17 protein-coding genes are annotated in these 16,460 nt (G+C 39.6%); 10 read left to right on the plus strand and 7 right to left on the minus strand.

Features of this window, described 5'->3' with window-relative positions; genetic code table 11:
• Positions 1-88 precede the first annotated feature (88 nt).
• Positions 89-274 (minus strand): YkvS family protein, encoded by a 186-nt coding sequence (locus BM126_RS02575; protein ID WP_090987873.1) that lies wholly within the window; start codon positions 272-274, stop codon positions 89-91.
• A gap of 351 nt (positions 275-625) precedes the next feature.
• On the opposite strand from BM126_RS02575, the gene BM126_RS02580 reads away from it, so the two are divergent.
• Together BM126_RS02580 and BM126_RS02585 are read left to right on the plus strand one after the other, a co-directional pair.
• Positions 626-820, plus strand: coding sequence for an abortive phage infection protein (locus BM126_RS02580; protein ID WP_090987874.1), 195 nt, complete (start codon positions 626-628; stop codon positions 818-820).
• A gap of 116 nt (positions 821-936) precedes the next feature.
• Positions 937-1,965, plus strand: a complete 1,029-nt coding sequence (locus BM126_RS02585) for a CapA family protein (RefSeq protein WP_256212954.1) — start codon at positions 937-939, stop codon at positions 1,963-1,965.
• Between the two features lie 136 nt (positions 1,966-2,101).
• On the opposite strand, the gene BM126_RS02590 is transcribed toward BM126_RS02585, so the two are convergent.
• The 3 genes from BM126_RS02590 to BM126_RS02600 form a co-directional block, all read right to left on the minus strand.
• Positions 2,102-2,614, minus strand: coding sequence for a sigma-70 family RNA polymerase sigma factor (locus tag BM126_RS02590; RefSeq protein WP_090987876.1), 513 nt, complete (start codon positions 2,612-2,614; stop codon positions 2,102-2,104).
• A gap of 394 nt (positions 2,615-3,008) precedes the next feature.
• Positions 3,009-3,860 carry an alpha/beta fold hydrolase gene (locus tag BM126_RS02595; protein WP_090987878.1) on the minus strand — a complete coding sequence of 284 codons (852 nt, stop codon included), beginning with the start codon at positions 3,858-3,860 and terminating at the stop codon, positions 3,009-3,011.
• A gap of 159 nt (positions 3,861-4,019) precedes the next feature.
• Complete coding sequence (locus BM126_RS02600; protein WP_090987879.1) at positions 4,020-4,382, minus strand: PilZ domain-containing protein; 363 nt, start codon at positions 4,380-4,382, stop codon at positions 4,020-4,022.
• Positions 4,383-4,930: 548 nt separating this feature from the next.
• Between BM126_RS02600 and BM126_RS02605 the strand changes: the two genes are divergently transcribed.
• The 4 genes from BM126_RS02605 to BM126_RS02620 all read left to right on the plus strand — a co-directional run bounded on the left by BM126_RS02605 (position 4,931) and on the right by BM126_RS02620 (position 8,938).
• Positions 4,931-5,197, plus strand: coding sequence for a phosphocarrier protein HPr (locus BM126_RS02605; RefSeq protein ID WP_071349921.1), 267 nt, complete (start codon positions 4,931-4,933; stop codon positions 5,195-5,197).
• Positions 5,197-6,915: a phosphoenolpyruvate--protein phosphotransferase gene (gene ptsP, locus BM126_RS02610; protein ID WP_090987881.1), complete on the plus strand. Its 1,719-nt coding sequence runs from the start codon at positions 5,197-5,199 to the stop codon at positions 6,913-6,915. The genes BM126_RS02605 and ptsP overlap by 1 nt, the downstream gene beginning before the upstream one ends.
• Positions 6,916-7,233: 318 nt before the next feature.
• Positions 7,234-8,019, plus strand: a complete 786-nt coding sequence (locus tag BM126_RS02615) for an SDR family oxidoreductase (RefSeq protein ID WP_090987883.1) — start codon at positions 7,234-7,236, stop codon at positions 8,017-8,019.
• Between the two features lie 4 nt (positions 8,020-8,023).
• Positions 8,024-8,938 (plus strand): NAD(P)-dependent oxidoreductase, encoded by a 915-nt coding sequence (locus BM126_RS02620; RefSeq protein ID WP_256212955.1) that lies wholly within the window; start codon positions 8,024-8,026, stop codon positions 8,936-8,938.
• Between the two features lie 119 nt (positions 8,939-9,057).
• Here BM126_RS02620 and BM126_RS02625 read toward each other — a convergent pair whose 3' ends face one another.
• Positions 9,058-10,203, minus strand: a complete 1,146-nt coding sequence (locus tag BM126_RS02625) for an aminotransferase A (RefSeq protein WP_090987887.1) — start codon at positions 10,201-10,203, stop codon at positions 9,058-9,060.
• A 166-nt stretch (positions 10,204-10,369) separates the two neighbouring features.
• On the opposite strand from BM126_RS02625, the gene corA reads away from it, so the two are divergent.
• The 4 genes from corA (at position 10,370) to BM126_RS02650 (ending at position 14,508) form a co-directional block, all read left to right on the plus strand.
• Positions 10,370-11,359 carry a magnesium/cobalt transporter CorA gene (gene corA, locus BM126_RS02630; protein WP_090987889.1) on the plus strand — a complete coding sequence of 330 codons (990 nt, stop codon included), beginning with the start codon at positions 10,370-10,372 and terminating at the stop codon, positions 11,357-11,359.
• 1,075 nt (positions 11,360-12,434) lie between these two features.
• The gene (locus BM126_RS02640; RefSeq protein WP_090987893.1) at positions 12,435-12,926 is read left to right on the plus strand and encodes an RDD family protein; all 492 of its coding nucleotides are present in this window, start codon (positions 12,435-12,437) and stop codon (positions 12,924-12,926) included.
• Positions 12,927-12,972: 46 nt separating this feature from the next.
• The gene (locus tag BM126_RS02645; RefSeq protein ID WP_256212956.1) at positions 12,973-13,431 is read left to right on the plus strand and encodes a DinB family protein; all 459 of its coding nucleotides are present in this window, start codon (positions 12,973-12,975) and stop codon (positions 13,429-13,431) included.
• 171 nt (positions 13,432-13,602) lie between these two features.
• Positions 13,603-14,508 (plus strand): chemotaxis protein, encoded by a 906-nt coding sequence (locus tag BM126_RS02650; RefSeq protein ID WP_071353580.1) that lies wholly within the window; start codon positions 13,603-13,605, stop codon positions 14,506-14,508.
• Between the two features lie 138 nt (positions 14,509-14,646).
• Here the strand turns inward: BM126_RS02650 and BM126_RS02655 are convergent, their stop codons facing one another.
• Together BM126_RS02655 and BM126_RS22145 are read right to left on the minus strand one after the other, a co-directional pair.
• The gene (locus BM126_RS02655; RefSeq protein WP_090987895.1) at positions 14,647-15,159 is read right to left on the minus strand and encodes a YkyB family protein; all 513 of its coding nucleotides are present in this window, start codon (positions 15,157-15,159) and stop codon (positions 14,647-14,649) included.
• 334 nt (positions 15,160-15,493) lie between these two features.
• Positions 15,494-15,793 (minus strand): hypothetical protein, encoded by a 300-nt coding sequence (locus tag BM126_RS22145; RefSeq protein WP_090987896.1) that lies wholly within the window; start codon positions 15,791-15,793, stop codon positions 15,494-15,496.
• Positions 15,794-16,460: the final 667 nt, after the last annotated feature.

Consider the following 16,460-nt stretch of genomic DNA (forward strand, 5'->3'; position numbering starts at 1 on the left):
AAATGTCCAGCTTATCTTTCTATTATAATAGTATATGATTTAAAAAAGAAAGAACGTTTCAGTTCTGAAACGTTCTCTTGGAATATTATCATGCTTGAGCTTGTATGACTCTGTAATTCTTATGGTTCACTACAGTTTTTTGCTCCAATTCATAATCACGGTAGTTGTCCATATAAGTTACATCAACGATGACAGAGTTTTCATTCACTTTTTCTACAATTCCCTTTAAGCCATCGCGAAACTCAATTATATTTCCTACGTCTGCCTTTTTCATATAAACCATCCTTTTCCATTCCATTTTCATTTCTAAAAATAGCGAAGATAAAAATTGGTATTGTGCCAAAAATATCGAAATTTCTTTTTCACTCTCATGCTGTTTTAAAGCCTGGAGGATATTAAATAAATAGAATTATGTAATCATTCATAGTGTGTGCTGGAAGTTTATGCACAGAAAATTCTAATATTTTACTTTACAGTTTGCACTATTTTGAAGAATACGTAAAGAAAAAAGTTGAAAATATCACAATTATTTCCTCAGATCCTTGAGGGCCAATTGAGTGAAAGACTAGAGTAAAGTATGATGGTAAAATAGAAAATACATTATATGATCGGGAGGCAAAAGGAATTGGATAAAACCCAGGTACATGAGATATTGGAAAAGCTCGCAAGTAAAGAGATTGACCACTATAAAGTAAGCAAAGAGCAATTCATGGATTTTCGCAATGTTTTGGTCAAGCGTGATGATTTTAAGCATTTCAGAGGTACTGCACAGCATAATGGCGAGGTAATATACGAATATACGGAAAATCCGCGCAGCTAAAGCAGATGTAAGGATCAGAAATGAAAAAGAAAATTAAAAATAACCCCTGACAAAGTTCGACATTATTCAGTATTTCCTTATATTACAATTGTAATAGTTTAAAGGGGGAATACGGAATGGCTTTTTCTTTCAGTAAGTTGACAGCAGCAAGCTTAGTGATGATGCTGCTGTTTGGATACCTGCCAGCTCAATCACAGGCAAAGACCGTGAACCAAAGTACGAGAATTACATTTGCAGGCGATGTCATGATGGATTGGTCGGTCAAAACCACAATTAATAAAAAGGGTGCATCTTATCCTTTTCAGCAAGTGAAAAATGAGGTTGCACAAAGCAGTTTTGCTATTGCTAATTTAGAAACAGCAATCACAACAAGAAAAGATAAAAATGTGAAGCAATATACGTTTAAGTCTGATCCCAAAGCATTAACCGGCTTAAAGAATTCGGGTTTTGACTTGGTTTCTCTGGCAAATAATCATTCAATGGATTATAAAAGGGCAGGCCTGACAGATACCATGAACAATCTTAAAAAGTATCAACTACCCTATATTGGAGCAGGTAATAGCTCTAAGGAAGCTTATCGTGCATATACACAAGTCGTGCACGGGGCTAAGGTTAAGTTTTTGGCTTTTTCAAGGGTACTGCCTGATACGAGCTGGATGGCACAAGCTAAACGGCCAGGTATTGCCAGCGGGTATGATATCAATGTCATAGATTCAGTGATTAAAAGAGAAAAGAAATCTGCTGATTATGTCTTTGTTTACATTCATTGGGGTGTTGAAAAAAATAAGAAGCCAGAGCCTTATCAAAGAGAATGGGCTAAGAAAATGATCAACTCAGGCGCTGATGGAGTAATAGGGAGCCATCCGCATGTCCTGCAGGGGTTCGAATATTATAAAGGCAAGCCAATTGCATACTCTTTGGGGAACTTCCTGTTTCCTGATTATGTCACTGGGGCAGCTGCCCAAACAGGTCTGCTTCATTTGCATTTGAGTAAATCATCCATCTATATGAGTTTTTCCCCATACTATATCAAGAAAGATAAAATCATTGCCCAAAGTTCTTCTGCAAAGAAAAATGTCTGGCGCAATCTCCAATCGATATCTTATGGTGTAAAAATAGTCAACGGAAAAATACTTAAGAAATAATATAACAGCCTGTCCAGGCCGTGACCGAATGTATTTCATTTTCAAAATTACATTCGGGTCCCGGCGATGGACGGCTTTTTTTATCGGCTATAACTTTCAGAGAAATCACTGCCTGATGGAAGTTATTAATGGGTACTTATGAAAAATCAGCAGCCGAAGATCTTTTTTCGTGTGATAAGTCCATTTTTATCTTGTTCAATGCTGATTTTCTCCATGATTTAACGGCGCTGGCTGAGGAGCCTGTAATTTTTGCAATCTCCTGGATTGTAAGGTTATCTTTAAATGAAAGCAGAACCCATGATGCCTGCTTTGCTGTAAGAGATTCGCAGTAGGTTAATAAAATCTCTTCTTCAAGCAGATGATCATGGAAAACTGCGCTAACTTCATTTAACAGTTCAGCGCTGGCAGGTGTAAAGCGGGAGTCAAACCTGGCCTCTTTTTTTAATTCATTAAGTATACGCCCTTTCACCATTGAATAAGCAAAGCTTAGGAAGGAGCCTTTTTCTGCAGAAAATTTTTCTTCTGCCTCCCATAATGCAATGAGGCCGATTTGGAAATAGTCTTCTTTATTTTTGTAGATGGATAACTGTCGGATAATGCTGTGAATCATTGGAGTATATTGGCTGCAAAGTGCTGTAAATTCATCCATATTTTCGCCTTTTTGAAGAGTGCACTCTTCGGTTATTCCCGGGTGAAATAACTTTATTATGTTTTCCCGGCAATGGCTAAAAGGTAAAAAGGATAAATAGACAGCGTTATGGGGTGAAAATAGACAAAACATTCGTGTTAAATAACTAATTGCTGGGTGAAAGGAGAAGAAAGCAAGTTTTTTAATGGAATTCTGATAATTGTGATTATTTGTCATTCCATAGGCTCTGCTAAACGTTTTTGTTGATATTTCATCAAAAGAAAGAACCCATTTATGAGTTCTTCTTGTAGGCATCTTCTTAAGCTACAACACCCTGTAGTTTATGTACATTTCTTCACAAACTAAAGTGAAAAAAAGACAGCGTCTTTTCCCCTTAATTAACTTTGGGCTCAGTTCAACAATTTAATGTTAATCTATTGAAAAAAGAAACCATTTCATCAAATTTATTTTTCTGCTCTAAAAATGGAGAGTGATTACTTTCTTCAAAAATATACAATCTTGAGTTTCTTAATCCTTCGTTGATTTCTTCAGAAAAAACCAAAGGGCATTGTGCATCGTATTTTCCGCAGAAAACAATCGTAGGGATTGTTACATTTGTCAGCTTGCTTTGGATGTCAAAATTGGGTAGGTCTTTAAACGAATAGTAGTCTAATCTCTTTTGCACAACTTTCCCACTACTCGGTTTTGAGAAGTATTCATCCCATCTTTCAGGACTATGTAATGACATACTTGTCCATTCCCTACTAGCTTCTCTTCTCTCTTCTTTAGTTGAAGTTGAAGATTTTAATATTGAGAAAATCTCCTTTAATTGTTTATTTAAAGGACATTTAGGACAATACATACTTCCTTCATGTTCCATATACTGCTTAGAAGATGCTGCACCTCCAATTAATAACTTTTCAAGAGAATTTTGGCACATTACAGCATAAACTAATCCTAACATTCCCCCAGTTGAATGTCCTGCAAAACTCCATTGTTTATAATTTAGTGCTTCTCTAATTGCCTCCAAATCTTTTACACTTTCACTCATACTTAGTTCGTCGTCATAAGAAACTTTATTAGAGTTACCAGCTTCCTTTAAATTAATCAAATACACTTTAAAATGCTTTACAAAGGAATCTGCAAAATAGTTACCTAATTCATTAAACTCACTATACAAATGGGTAATACAAAGAGCTTCTCCACTTCCTTGAGTAAAGAATTCAAATTCTCCTCTAGATGTCTGTACGAAATTTTTCTCCCACATAATTAACCCCCTTGAACTCATAAAATATGATTTGAATAGTTTCTATAATTTGTATGGAAATCCTCTTTGTTCTTCAACTATCCTGCCCTTTAGCAGAAGAAAATCAACTACATACATTAACTGTGCGATTCCATTAAAAAAGAGCCAGGTTTATCTCTTTCATAAACGGCTCTTACGGAATTTTTTTAATTCCTGAATGATCATATCTTTTTTCTCTGCGTCTTCGGCAATATCGAAACCATAATGATAGTGATTCAATTTTTTTTGCTTCCAAATGATGCTGCCTGGAAGAATTAGTTCATTTTCTTCATTCAATGTAAATGAAAGGGAAAACGCTGTGTCCTGATTAACGGGCAGCTCCAGATGTGATTGAAACTTAACTCCGCCCGGACTGAGATCCAGAATTTCCATTTTCCCCATCTTGCTCATGCCTTGGAGTCCATTCATCCTAGTTATGGTAAAGTGACCCGGAAAAGGGGGATTGAAGTTAAAACGGAAGGATTCTTCTCTATTATATTTCATGGTACACCTCCAGATATCGTCAGGCCAGGGGCAGCCTGATCAATTTCCATATCCCCCGAAAGGCTGTGTGTTTGGGAATAGTGAAACTGATATATGTAAAATTATAGTAACTTATTGAAAAGGGAAAGTGAATAATAAAGCGGTATATTTTTTCTTTTCTAAAATGTCACACTATGCTGCCGCTCTATTTCCGCCAAAGATGACCTTTTTTAATATTATAAACGACTTCCTGAGGGTTTTCTGAATTATCTTATGATTGATTTTTGCTGCAAATTAGTTGATTTTAGGTTGAATATTGTGTACTCTTTTTATCATGAAAAGTGAGCCTAATGATTGTATGAAAGCCAAAGGAATGCTATTCTGATGAATGATAAGTATTATTTTATAGTTCCGCAAACTATGGAAATGCTTTCATTTCCATAGGCACACTTGTTTACTTTATAACATAGAATTTCTAATGGCGGGAAAGCTGTAAATAACAGAAATTCATGTTGTTCAGTAAATGAAACATTTATTAAACCATACAAATAAAAGGGAGATTGATTAGAATGGTAGAAAAAACATTTCATGTAATTGCAGAAACAGGTATTCATGCACGCCCGGCAACTTTGCTGGTACAGGCAGCAGGCAAATATGATTCTGAAATCCACCTTGAGTATAAAGGCAAAAAAGTAAACCTTAAATCCATCATGGGTGTTATGTCCCTTGGTGTAGGCAAAGATTCTGACATCACAATTTCAGCAGAAGGCAGCGACGAACAGGATGCACTAAATACTCTTGAAGAAACATTGAAAAAAGAAGGTTTGGCTGAATAATGTCAACACTATTGAATGGCATAGCCGCATCAAACGGCATTGCTATCGCTAAAGCCTATCGATTAATTGAGCCCGATCTTACCGTGAAAAAGCAATCAATCGATAGTGCAGATGAAGAAGTAAGCCGTTTCAGAACTGCTGTTGAAACCTCAAAAACAGAATTGCAAAGCATCCGTGACAAAGCTGAAATTGACTTAGGAGCAGACAAAGCTGCCATTTTTGATGCGCATCTGCTTGTGGTTGGCGATCCGGAGCTTATTTCTCCAATCGAAGATAAAATTAAGAGTGAGAACATAAATGCAGAGTTTGCTTTAAAAGAAACGGCTGATATGTTCGTAACGATGTTCGAACAAATGGATAATGAGTACATGAGAGAACGTGCTGCAGATATCCGCGATGTTACAAAGCGGATTCTTTCACATCTACTTCAAGTCCAAATTCCGAACCCAAGCATGATCCAGGAAGAAGTTATCGTCATTGCTAAAGATTTGACTCCATCCGATACTGCGCAATTAAACCGCCAATATGTGAAGGCTTTTACAACGGATATCGGCGGCAGGACTTCCCATTCTGCCATTATGGCACGTTCCATGGAAATTCCGGCAGTAGTAGGCACAAAAGAAGCAACGGATATTATCCAAAATGGAGACCTGATCATTGTTGACGGCTTGAATGGCGAAGTACATATCAATCCGACTCCAGAACTAGTTAAAAGATATGAATCCGAAATGGAAGCATATGAAAAGCAGAAGGCTGAATTGGCAAAACTGGTGAATGAAAAAACAGTTTCTGCTGATGGGCACCATGTTGAGCTAGTGGCAAACATTGGAACACCTAAGGATTTAACCGGCGTTGTAAACAATGGCGGAGAAGGTGTTGGCTTATACCGGACTGAATTCTTATATATGGGCAGAGACCAAATGCCAACTGAAGAAGAACAGTTTGAAGCATACAAAGCTGTGCTTGAAGGTATGGACGGAAAGCCAGTTGTCGTCCGTACACTGGATATCGGCGGCGATAAGGAACTTCCATACCTGAATCTTCCTAAAGAAATGAATCCATTCCTTGGGTACCGGGCCATACGTCTGTGCCTGGACGAACAGGAGATTTTCCGGATTCAGCTTCGTGCATTGCTCCGTGCTAGCCAGTTCGGCAACCTGAAGATCATGTTCCCGATGATTGCCACTCTTGGTGAGTTCCGCGATGCAAAAGCCATCCTTGAAGAAGAAAAACAAAAGCTTAAAGACAGCGGTGTAAAGGTATCCGAAACAATTGAAGTCGGAATCATGGTGGAAATTCCATCGACAGCTGTTATGGCTGACACCTTTGCAAAAGAAGTTGACTTTTTCAGCATCGGAACAAATGACCTGATTCAGTATACTATGGCTGCAGACCGTATGAATGAACAAGTTTCTTATTTGTATCAGCCGTACAACCCGGCAATTTTGCGCCTTGTTAAAATGGTTATCGATGCTGCCCATAAAGAAGGAAAGTGGGCAGGGATGTGCGGAGAAATGGCTGGAGATGAAATTGCAATTCCAGTATTGCTTGGTTTAGGGCTGGATGAGTTCTCTATGAGTGCAACTTCCATTCTTAAAGCAAGGTCATTGATCTCCAAGCTTAACAAGTCAGATATGGAAAAACTTGCACAATCTGTTCTTGGCATGGATACAAATGACAGCGTTAAAGCTGCAGTAACTGAAGCTGTAACACAATAATGCCGATTTGGACTTGCTGTAAAAAAGCAGCGGGTCATGGATCCCCGGGAAAATTGAGCACAAAAAGGATAAATTAAACCTTAAAATTTTTTAAATAAATGTTTATCCTTTCCTAAAAAGGGTATATAAAGAGCAAGCACAGTTGTTAAGCTAACATTAAGCAGCTGACATTCTCATTTCCCCCTTTTTAAACCGATGGAGTTATATCTCCATCGGTTCTTTTTTTTTAAACAGAGAAGTGCAGATTTTTCACTGCAGACAAAATAAGAAGTATAATAATAAAGAAAAATTCAAATTTCTGAAAGGGGAGGATGAAAGATGGATTTACAAGTAACTAATAAAACTGCTCTTGTTGTAGCTTCAAGCCAGGGGCTGGGAAAGGCAATTGCGGAGGAACTGCTAAAAGAGGGAGCAAATGTGATGCTGACAGGCAGAAATGGCGAGAAACTTGCCAGGCTTGCTGAAGATCTCAATAGGCTGGGATATGGCAGGGCAGCTTATATTAAAACTGACATCACCAAAGCTGAAGATATCAGCGCTATGGTGAAGGCTGCTGTAACTGAGTTCGGAGGATTGGATATTTTGGTAAATAATGCCGGAGGCCCTCCCGCAGGATCGTTTGAAGAGTTATCAGATGAAGACTGGCAGAATGCGTTCGAGCTGAATTTATTGAGTTACATACGGATCATTAGGGAGAGTCTGCCGCACCTGAAAAGGAATGGCGGAAAAATTGTCAATATAGCTTCATCTTCCATCAAGGAACCCCTGCAGGGAATGGCTTTGTCGAATACCTTCCGAACAGGAATTGTGGGCTTGGCCAAGACTCTGGCAGCAGAGCTTGCACCACATGATATCCTTATCAACACTGTCGGTCCGGGAAGGATTGCGACAGACCGGGTTGCTCAGCTTGATAAAATCAATGGAGATAAAAAGGGAATCAGCGCTGAAGAAATGAAACAAACCATGTTATCCTCCATTCCGCTGGGACGCTACGGGGAGCCGGAGGAGTTCGCGAGGTTTGCTGCTTTCTTAGTATCAGGAGCAAATACCTATATGACCGGACAGGCATTCTTAGTGGATGGCGGCATGGTGAAATCGATTTAACATCATGATAAATATAACGTTTGATATAGGAGCTGGCATTATGGGTTTGGATAAAAAAATTACAGCAATAGGGTTTATTGGAACTGGAGTTATGGGGAAAAGCATGGCACGCCACTTGCTGGACGCAGGGTTTGAACTGTTCGTTTATAACCGGAGCAAGGAGAAAGCGGTGGAGCTTCTCGCAAAAGGCGCAAAATGGGCTGGGTCTCCAGGAGAACTTGCCCAAAAGGCAGAAGTGATTATTTCTATAGTAGGGTATCCTCAAGATGTAGAAGAGGTTTACTTAGGTAAAGACGGGGTCGTCGCAAATGCTAAAGAAGGCACTTATCTGATTGACATGACCACTTCGACTCCATCGCTTGCTGAAAAGATTTATCATGCAGCAAAGAGTAAAGGGCTGAAAGCTCTGGATGCACCTGTTTCGGGAGGAGATATTGGGGCAAGGGATGCAAAATTGGCTATCATGGCTGGCGGTGATGAAGAAGACTTCAGGGAAATGAAGCAAATTTTTGATTTGCTTGGCACAAATGTTGTATATCAGGGACCTGCGGGCTCAGGACAGCATACAAAAATGTGTAATCAGATTGCCATTGCTTCCAATATGATTGGAGTCACGGAAGCAATTGTTTATGCAAAAAAGGCAGGGCTTAATCCGGAAACTGTGTTAAAAAGCATTTCCACAGGAGCTGCCGGAAGCTGGTCATTGTCTAACCTTGCACCTAGAATGGTGAAGGGAGATTTTGAACCTGGATTTTTCATTAAGCATTTTATTAAAGATATGAAAATCGCTTTAGAGGAAGCAAAAAGGATGGACATGGAAGTACCCGGTCTTTCTCTTGCAGAATCACTTTATGAAAAGCTTTCTCGTGATGGTGAGGAAAACAGCGGAACACAGGCATTATATAAGTACTGGAAATGAATTTTGAGGTAATTTTGTGCAAACTAAGGCAAAGCAGGGGGTTTGAATGAAAAGAAAAAGCATGCTGCCCATGGCAGTATGCTTTTTCTATTATGAAGCTTGATTTCCTGCAGCTGGGCTTATTTCAAAAGGAAGTTTTCCATTCGGTCCAGAGCTGTTTTTAACGTTTCTAATGAATAAGCGAAGGATATGCGGAAATATCCTTCACCCATCGGAGAAAACGCATCCCCGGGAACAACTGCGACTTTTGCTTTTTCAACAAGTTCAAGACAAAAAGCCAATGAAGTATCGTAATTTGCCGGGATTTTGACAAAAAAGTAAAAGGCACCGTCTGGCTTAACGATTTCAAGATTCATGTCAACTAAACGCTGGAATACATATTCCCGTCTTTTAGAGTATTCTTCTTTCATAGGCAGTGCATCATTATAGCCCTCTGTCAGTGCGGCAATCGCAGCTTTTTGGGAAACTGAAGATGCGCAGGCTACATTATATTGGTGGACCTTTAAGATATGCCGGCAAATGGAAGCAGGTGCGAATAAAAAGCCAATTCTCCAGCCTGTCATGGAATGGGATTTGGATAATCCATTAAGGAGAATGGTCTGATCCTTTAGGAACTCCGCGATTGAGGAGTGTTTTTGTTCATAAACCAGCTCACTGTATATTTCATCAGCCAGAATGAATATATCACGGCCTTTTACAAGTTCAGCGATGGATTGCAGTTCTTCCCTGCTTAACGTTACACCGGTTGGATTAGACGGGTAGGGAAGGACAATGCAGCGGGTGTTTTCTGTTATGTACGATTGGATGATTTCTGCAGTCAAACGAAAACCGCTGGACCTTGTATCTGCATATATGGGGCTTGCGCCGCACATTTTAATGAGGGGTTCATACCCAGGGTAAACAGGACCCGGGAGGATGACTTCACATCCAGGGCTAAGAATTGTCCTGAAGGCAATGTCAATGGCTTCACTGGCACCGGCTGTGACAATGATTTCATCGTCTGCCTTGTACTTTAGCTGATATTTCTTTTGTACATATTGTGATGCGGCTTCTCTTAGTTCGATGAATCCGGCATTATGTGTATAAACAGTGTAATCCTGGTCGATGGCAAGCTTAGCGGCCTCTTTAATATGCGCCGGAGTCGGAAAGTCAGGCTGGCCAAGTGTCAATGAAAGAGTGCCTTCAATGTGGGCTACCATATTGTAAAATTTTCTGATTCCGGAAATCTCTATTTCTTTGACAAGTGGATTGAGTAAATGTTCCATAAGCAGTGGTGCCTCCTTTTCTTTCATTCATTTTATCATTTAACGGCAGCTGAATACCATTGATATATACACAGCTTTCCAGAAGGAATATTTTTGACTATAATGAAGTAGGCATTGGTATTGATACTTAGAGCATGAGCAAATTTTTTACTGAGGATATGATATTGTGATACGAATATGCAGAATCGGAAATGATCATGAACCCCTTTTTGGGTCATCATTGGAAGATGTAAAAGATAATAATATTCAGTGGCATTGGGCGGATTTTTATAATCCTGATGAGCAGGAAATGAAAATGCTGACAGATTTCTATCATTTTCACCCTTTGGCCATTGAGGATTGTATGGATAATTTCAATCAGCGCCCAAAAATGGATTTTTACGAAGATTATCAGTTTCTGGTCATACATTCTCTTGAACAGAAGGAGCTTAGTGCAGTAGAATTGGATATGTTTGTCGGGGAAAATTTTATTGTAACGTTTCATAAGGAGCCTGTTCCGGAACTGGAAGCTACCTGGAAAAGCATGCAGGACAGCAAAAGTCTTAAAAGGGGCCCGTTTTTCTTGATGCATTCATTAATTGATAAAACGGTGGATGAATATTTTCCCCCTGTATATAAAATGGAAACAGAATTGAATGAAATTGAAGATAACACCAAGAACGATACGGTCAGTGAACTGATGGATCAATTATTTGACCTCCGGGCAGATTTGTCAAAATTAAGAAAAACCATTTTGCCGATGAGGGATATGCTGTACAGGATGACTCATTCTGAACGGCTAAGCTATTTGAAAGAACAGCATCTTTATTTTAATGATGTGCATGATCATCTGCTGAAGCTTGCTGAAATGCTTGAATCCTACCGGGATTTTTCATCAGACATCAGAGACAGCTATTTGTCGCTGAACTCCAATAACATGAATACCACCATGATGACCTTGACCGTCATAACGACCATATTCATGCCTCTGACATTCATTGCAGGAGTTTACGGAATGAATTTTAAAAATATGCCAGAGCTGGATTGGCATTATGGCTATTATCTCGTATGGGCCGTTATGCTTGGAATTGCGCTTTGCATGTTTTTGTACTTCGTAAAAAGAGGCTGGCTGGGATCTGGAAGAAGAAAAAGAAAAAAAGGTTTAAACAGAAGATGATGCAGGATAAAAGCAGGTCAGAAGTTTAAAGGATTTTGTCACCTGTCACAAAGTTAAAATATGCATGACAAACAGACCATCAAGTTTTGTAATAACTTGATGGTCTGTTTTTATTCTAAGGGCCCTTTTTCTTACTGGAAACAACTCATTAAGGTATCTCCGAAAGATCTGACGTCAGATAAATAATCATAGCCTTCGGGTGAACCAAAACTATTAAACATACGAACAGCAACCAAGTTTTCTGCAAATGGCTGTTTTCGTAAACTTTGTTGCTGTCTGAACAAGGGGTTGATTTCCGCTACAGGATGCTCCGCTTTCCGCGGGGCGTGCGCTGAGCCTCCTCGACTTGCGTCTGCGGGGTCTCATCTGTCATGCAGATCCCGCAGGAGTCTCCGCACCTTACGCTCCAATCAACCTGCTTTAACAATGGATTTGCCCCGATAACTTATTAAATAATGACGATCTTTAAGAAAGGCTGTTTTCATAAGCTTTGTTGCTGTCTGAACAAGGGGTTGATTTCCGCTACATGATGCTCCGCTTTCCGCGGGGCGTGCGCTGAGCCTCCTCGACTTGCGTCTGCGGGGTCTCATCTGTCACGCAGATCCCGCAGGAGTCTCCGCACCTTACGCTCCAATCAACCTGCTTTAACAATGGATTTGCCCCGATAACTTATTTAAATAACGACGATCTTTAAGAAAGGCTGTTTTCGTAAGCTTTGTTGCTGTCTGAACAAGGGGTTGATTTCCGCTACAGGATGCTCCGCTTTCCGCGGGGCGTGCGCTGGCCTCTTCGACTTGCGTCTGCGGGGTCTCAGCTGTCACGCAGATCCCGCAGGAGTCTCCGCACCTTACGCTCCAATCAACCTGCTTTAACAACGGATTTGCCTCGAAAGTAACAACGGTTTTTGAGAAAGAGCCTACCAATTAGGATCCTCAAGTTCTGCTTTTTTCTATCTCTTTACTCAAGGTGTTAAATATGGAAGGTGGGAGTTGCGGAATTTTGTAAAAATTTGTTATAATCTAGCTTGATATATTTTCATATTTTTAGAGAATGAAAAAAACTCTGGAGGTGGACCATGGAATTTGCAGAACTAACGAAGCATGAAGAAAAGAAAGAGTTTGGAGGATTTTGGATTCGGGCAGCTGCTTATCTGATTGACGGAATCATTGTCGGCATTCCGGTTTATGCCATTTATTTTGTCATTACTATGGTAATAATGGGGGCCGCAAACGGATTTTTTGATGAACCACTCTCAGATTCCGATTCAGCAGCCATAATAATTGGAATGATTATATTATTCCTTATTACGCTTATCGCAGTCACTTTATATTTTTCTTTTATGCATTCTTCAAAGTGGCAGGCGACCTTGGGCAAGAAGCTAATAGGCCTGAAAGTGACGGATTTGGAAGGGAAAAGAATATCTTTTTGGAGAGCTTTCGGCAGGTTTTTTGCTATGTATTTGTCTGGCATTTTTTATATTGGCTATATTATGGCAGCTTTTACTGAAAAAAAGCAGTCACTGCATGACTTAATTGCCGGAACGGTTGTAGTGAAATCCCGGAGTTGATGTCATTAGGTACTGCAGGGCCATTAGAAGAAAATGGAGGGATCTTGTGGATAGAAACGGGATTGCTGATCATTATACGAAATATTCCGAGTGGCTCCAAAGCTTAAAGGAAATGGATGAAACAGAATGGATAACCCCTGTTTCAGAAGGGAAATGGCCGCCTGCAGCCATTATCAGCCACATTTATTTCTGGGATACATTTTCCCTTCACGAACGGTTTCCATTCATTGAAAAGAATGCGAAGCTTAGTCCGTATCCTGATTTTCAAGAGTTTAATAAGGAAGCAGAAAAGTTTGCTGCAAGCGGCATTTCAAAAGAAGAACTATTAAATAAACTCCTCGAGATAAGAGAGGAAATGAAAGAGTTTGTTAACAGGCAATCTGATGATATGCTGGATGCGCCATTTTATATTGGGGAACATAGCCTGACTCTAAGAGAATACTTGGCGGATTTTGCTTCGCATGATTTGCATCATCAAGAACAAATCATTAATTGCTGCAGGTAGAATAAAAAGCAGATTGCATATGCAGTCTGCTTTTTCTGCGGCATTAAACAAATACAGAAGATTGCCGACATTAATATAGAGAACCAAGAAATTCATAAAATAGATAAAATGGAATACCGCAGCTGGCAAGAGCCTATAAAGAGATTTAGCTGCAGGAAAGGCGAGGGAGATATGGAAAGCAATAAAGGAATTCTTCTTGAAAGCGGAACAAATGAACTGGAAATCGTTGAATTTTCCATAGGGAAAAATAAATTCGGGATTAATGTTATAAAAGTAAAGGAAATTATCAATCCGGTAAGCATTACTGAAATTCCCCATGCACATGGTCATGTTGAGGGAATCATTGAACTAAGAGGCGAAGTTTTGCCTATAATTGATGTGGCAAAAGCCCTCGGATTTAAAGGCTCAGATAACCCCGCCCAAGATAAATTTATTGTAGCGGAATTTAATAAACAGAAGATTGTTTTTCATGTACATAATGTGACACAGATACATAGGATTTCATGGAATCAGATTGAAAAGCCTTCTAATATGTATCAGGGACTGGACAGCCAGATTATCGGAGTCATAAAGTTAAATAGTGAAATGATCCTGCTATTGGACTTTGAAAAAATTGTGGTTGACATCAATCCGGAGTCTGGAATTAACATTCAGCAGGTGAGGAAGCTGGGAACCCGTGAACGATCTAATAAAAAGATTGTTGTAGCAGAGGATTCGGCATTATTGCGAAAGCTCTTGCAGGATACGCTAAGCGAAGCGGGCTTTCATAATATTGACTTCTTTGAGAATGGCCAGGATGCACTATCATATCTGGAGGAAATTGTGTCAACAGGCGGGGACATTGAAACAAGTGTTCAATTGGTTCTGACAGATGTTGAGATGCCGCAAATGGACGGACATCATTTTACCAAAAGAATTAAGGAAAGCAGCAAGCTGAAAAAATTGCCGGTTATCATATTTTCTTCACTAATTACAGATGATTTATTGCATAAAGGAAACATGGTTGGAGCAGATGCACAAGTGAGCAAGCCGGAAATTGCAGAATTAATTGGCCTTATTGATCAGTTAATCCTGTAATTTGTACATCCAAGAGAAAAGGAAATCAAAAACGCCCAAAGGACATATTTGTTCTTTGGGCGTTTTTGATTTGCTGGCAAATGAAATCGTTTTAGAAGTATTGATTGCTAGGAGATGCAGAAAAGGGATCCCGGTGCTTTAATACTTAAATCCCTTTCCTAAAAATGAGGAGGGGAAGGTGTTCTGGAATGACTTTTTTGAATTTGTCTTTTGGCCGGCAGGGCGTTTGTGGCTGTCTTTTTTATTTAGTGCATTGCAGGCGGCTTGTCCTATATATGCCTGCAGTATTTGTTTTGCCCGATTTAAGGAAAGGACGGTTTTTGGGTTTCTGACAGATTGCGATCTGCTGCCTAAATGAGGCAAAGTCTTTAAGTCTTCCCTTGTCGGGGGCAGGTGGAAAATATATTCTCCGCAACTGATAATAACATCCGACTGCTGTGCTGAAAATTTTGGATGATCAGAGAAATGAAGACCCATTTTTTTTGCCTTTCCCTCACTAAGGAGTTTATTTAAAGAAAGGCGCTTCAATTCATATAGCAGTTTTGGCTCCGGAGCAGTTTTTGCATGTTTATTTATTATGAAGATAGCCTGGGCAAGAGAATTGGCCTCCGCATGGTCATTGTCGTCAGTTTGCCCTTTATTCTGGTTCATAGGGAAACTCCTTTCCTAAAGTAGCTTTTAGCATGCAGTACATATTATACCATTTCCAAAAAAGAAGGAAAATAAAAGAATGCAGGAAAAAAACGGCCGGTTCTTATTCAAGCTCATGAGGATAAAAATATGGCAGGCAGGAAATGTGGTTCTCGCACAGCAAAAGTGAAACTTGATGGAAAGTTTCACTTTTTTCAGGCTTGCTAATTAAAACCTCAAAAGGTTTAACCAAAACTGAGTGCAGCGGCTATGCGGGAGAAGCGGCAGAAGGACTACAGGCGTGCCCGGCCATCCCGCGGGGAAAATTACTTGAGCGAAAAATTTTCGGCTTCGTTTATCTTTGCTGATTATAAATGTTAATATTTTCTGTCACGCCAGCCTGGCTGCCGTAAACAGGCGGATATCCCGGGTAAGGAGGATAAGCAGGATATGGAGGGAATGGATAGCCTGGCTGTATTGGCGGGTAAGGCGGATAAAATGGACGTGCAAAAGGGCGGAATAATAATGGCCCAATGGCAAGTCCTGCTACAAATGGCAGCAGGGGAAAAAATCTTTGATCCTGATATTGTCCATTGCGAGAGTAAAAGGAATAAGGATTGTTTATATGATTTGATGGATAAAATTGCTGTTGCATGGGTTAACCTCCTTTTTCTCTTATTCCTTACAGTGTATGGTGTTTTGTTTATTTGGAGCCTGTATTATATGTTTTAGGGGAAAGTAAACTGTACTTGAAGACCCTGAAACGGCCGTTTTGGCAGTTGCTGCAGCATTGCTGTAATGGTATGGTTTTAAAGGGCCTGATGAAAATCCGGTGAAGTAAAACATATTTTAACTAAAAGATAGAAGTTTAAGGTAAAATATGAAAGATGTACTTAGAATGCTTGTAGAATGATATAATTTATATAAATGCAAATAGAATGTTTCAGAAACTCTTTATCCAGACAGATAAACAAAAAGATATTGGGAAAGCATACAGAGGCTTTTGATAATATAATTACTAACTATACTGTTTGTTGAAATCATAAATAACGGTACTATATATAATACGGCTGCACGCAATTTTTTATATTATCTCCATAGCATGGGAACTTGAGTTCCGGCGATAAAAAAAAGGCAAATCTGCACAATTGCTCATAAAGTATTTCTGGAGAAATGAGAGCCAGGTTTTACCTCCAGTATGCCTCACATCTCAAAATCAAAAGAGCTTTTGTAAAATGGTTTTTCCTTTTTAATGCTTAGCATTTTCAATGCCTGCGATGAGGACAGGTGTGTTTTTGGCGGAAAAATATAGAAAGATAGGT

It is taken from the genome of Bacillus sp. OV322, assembly GCF_900112495.1.
Classification (GTDB): Bacteria; Bacillota; Bacilli; order Bacillales; family DSM-1321; genus Peribacillus.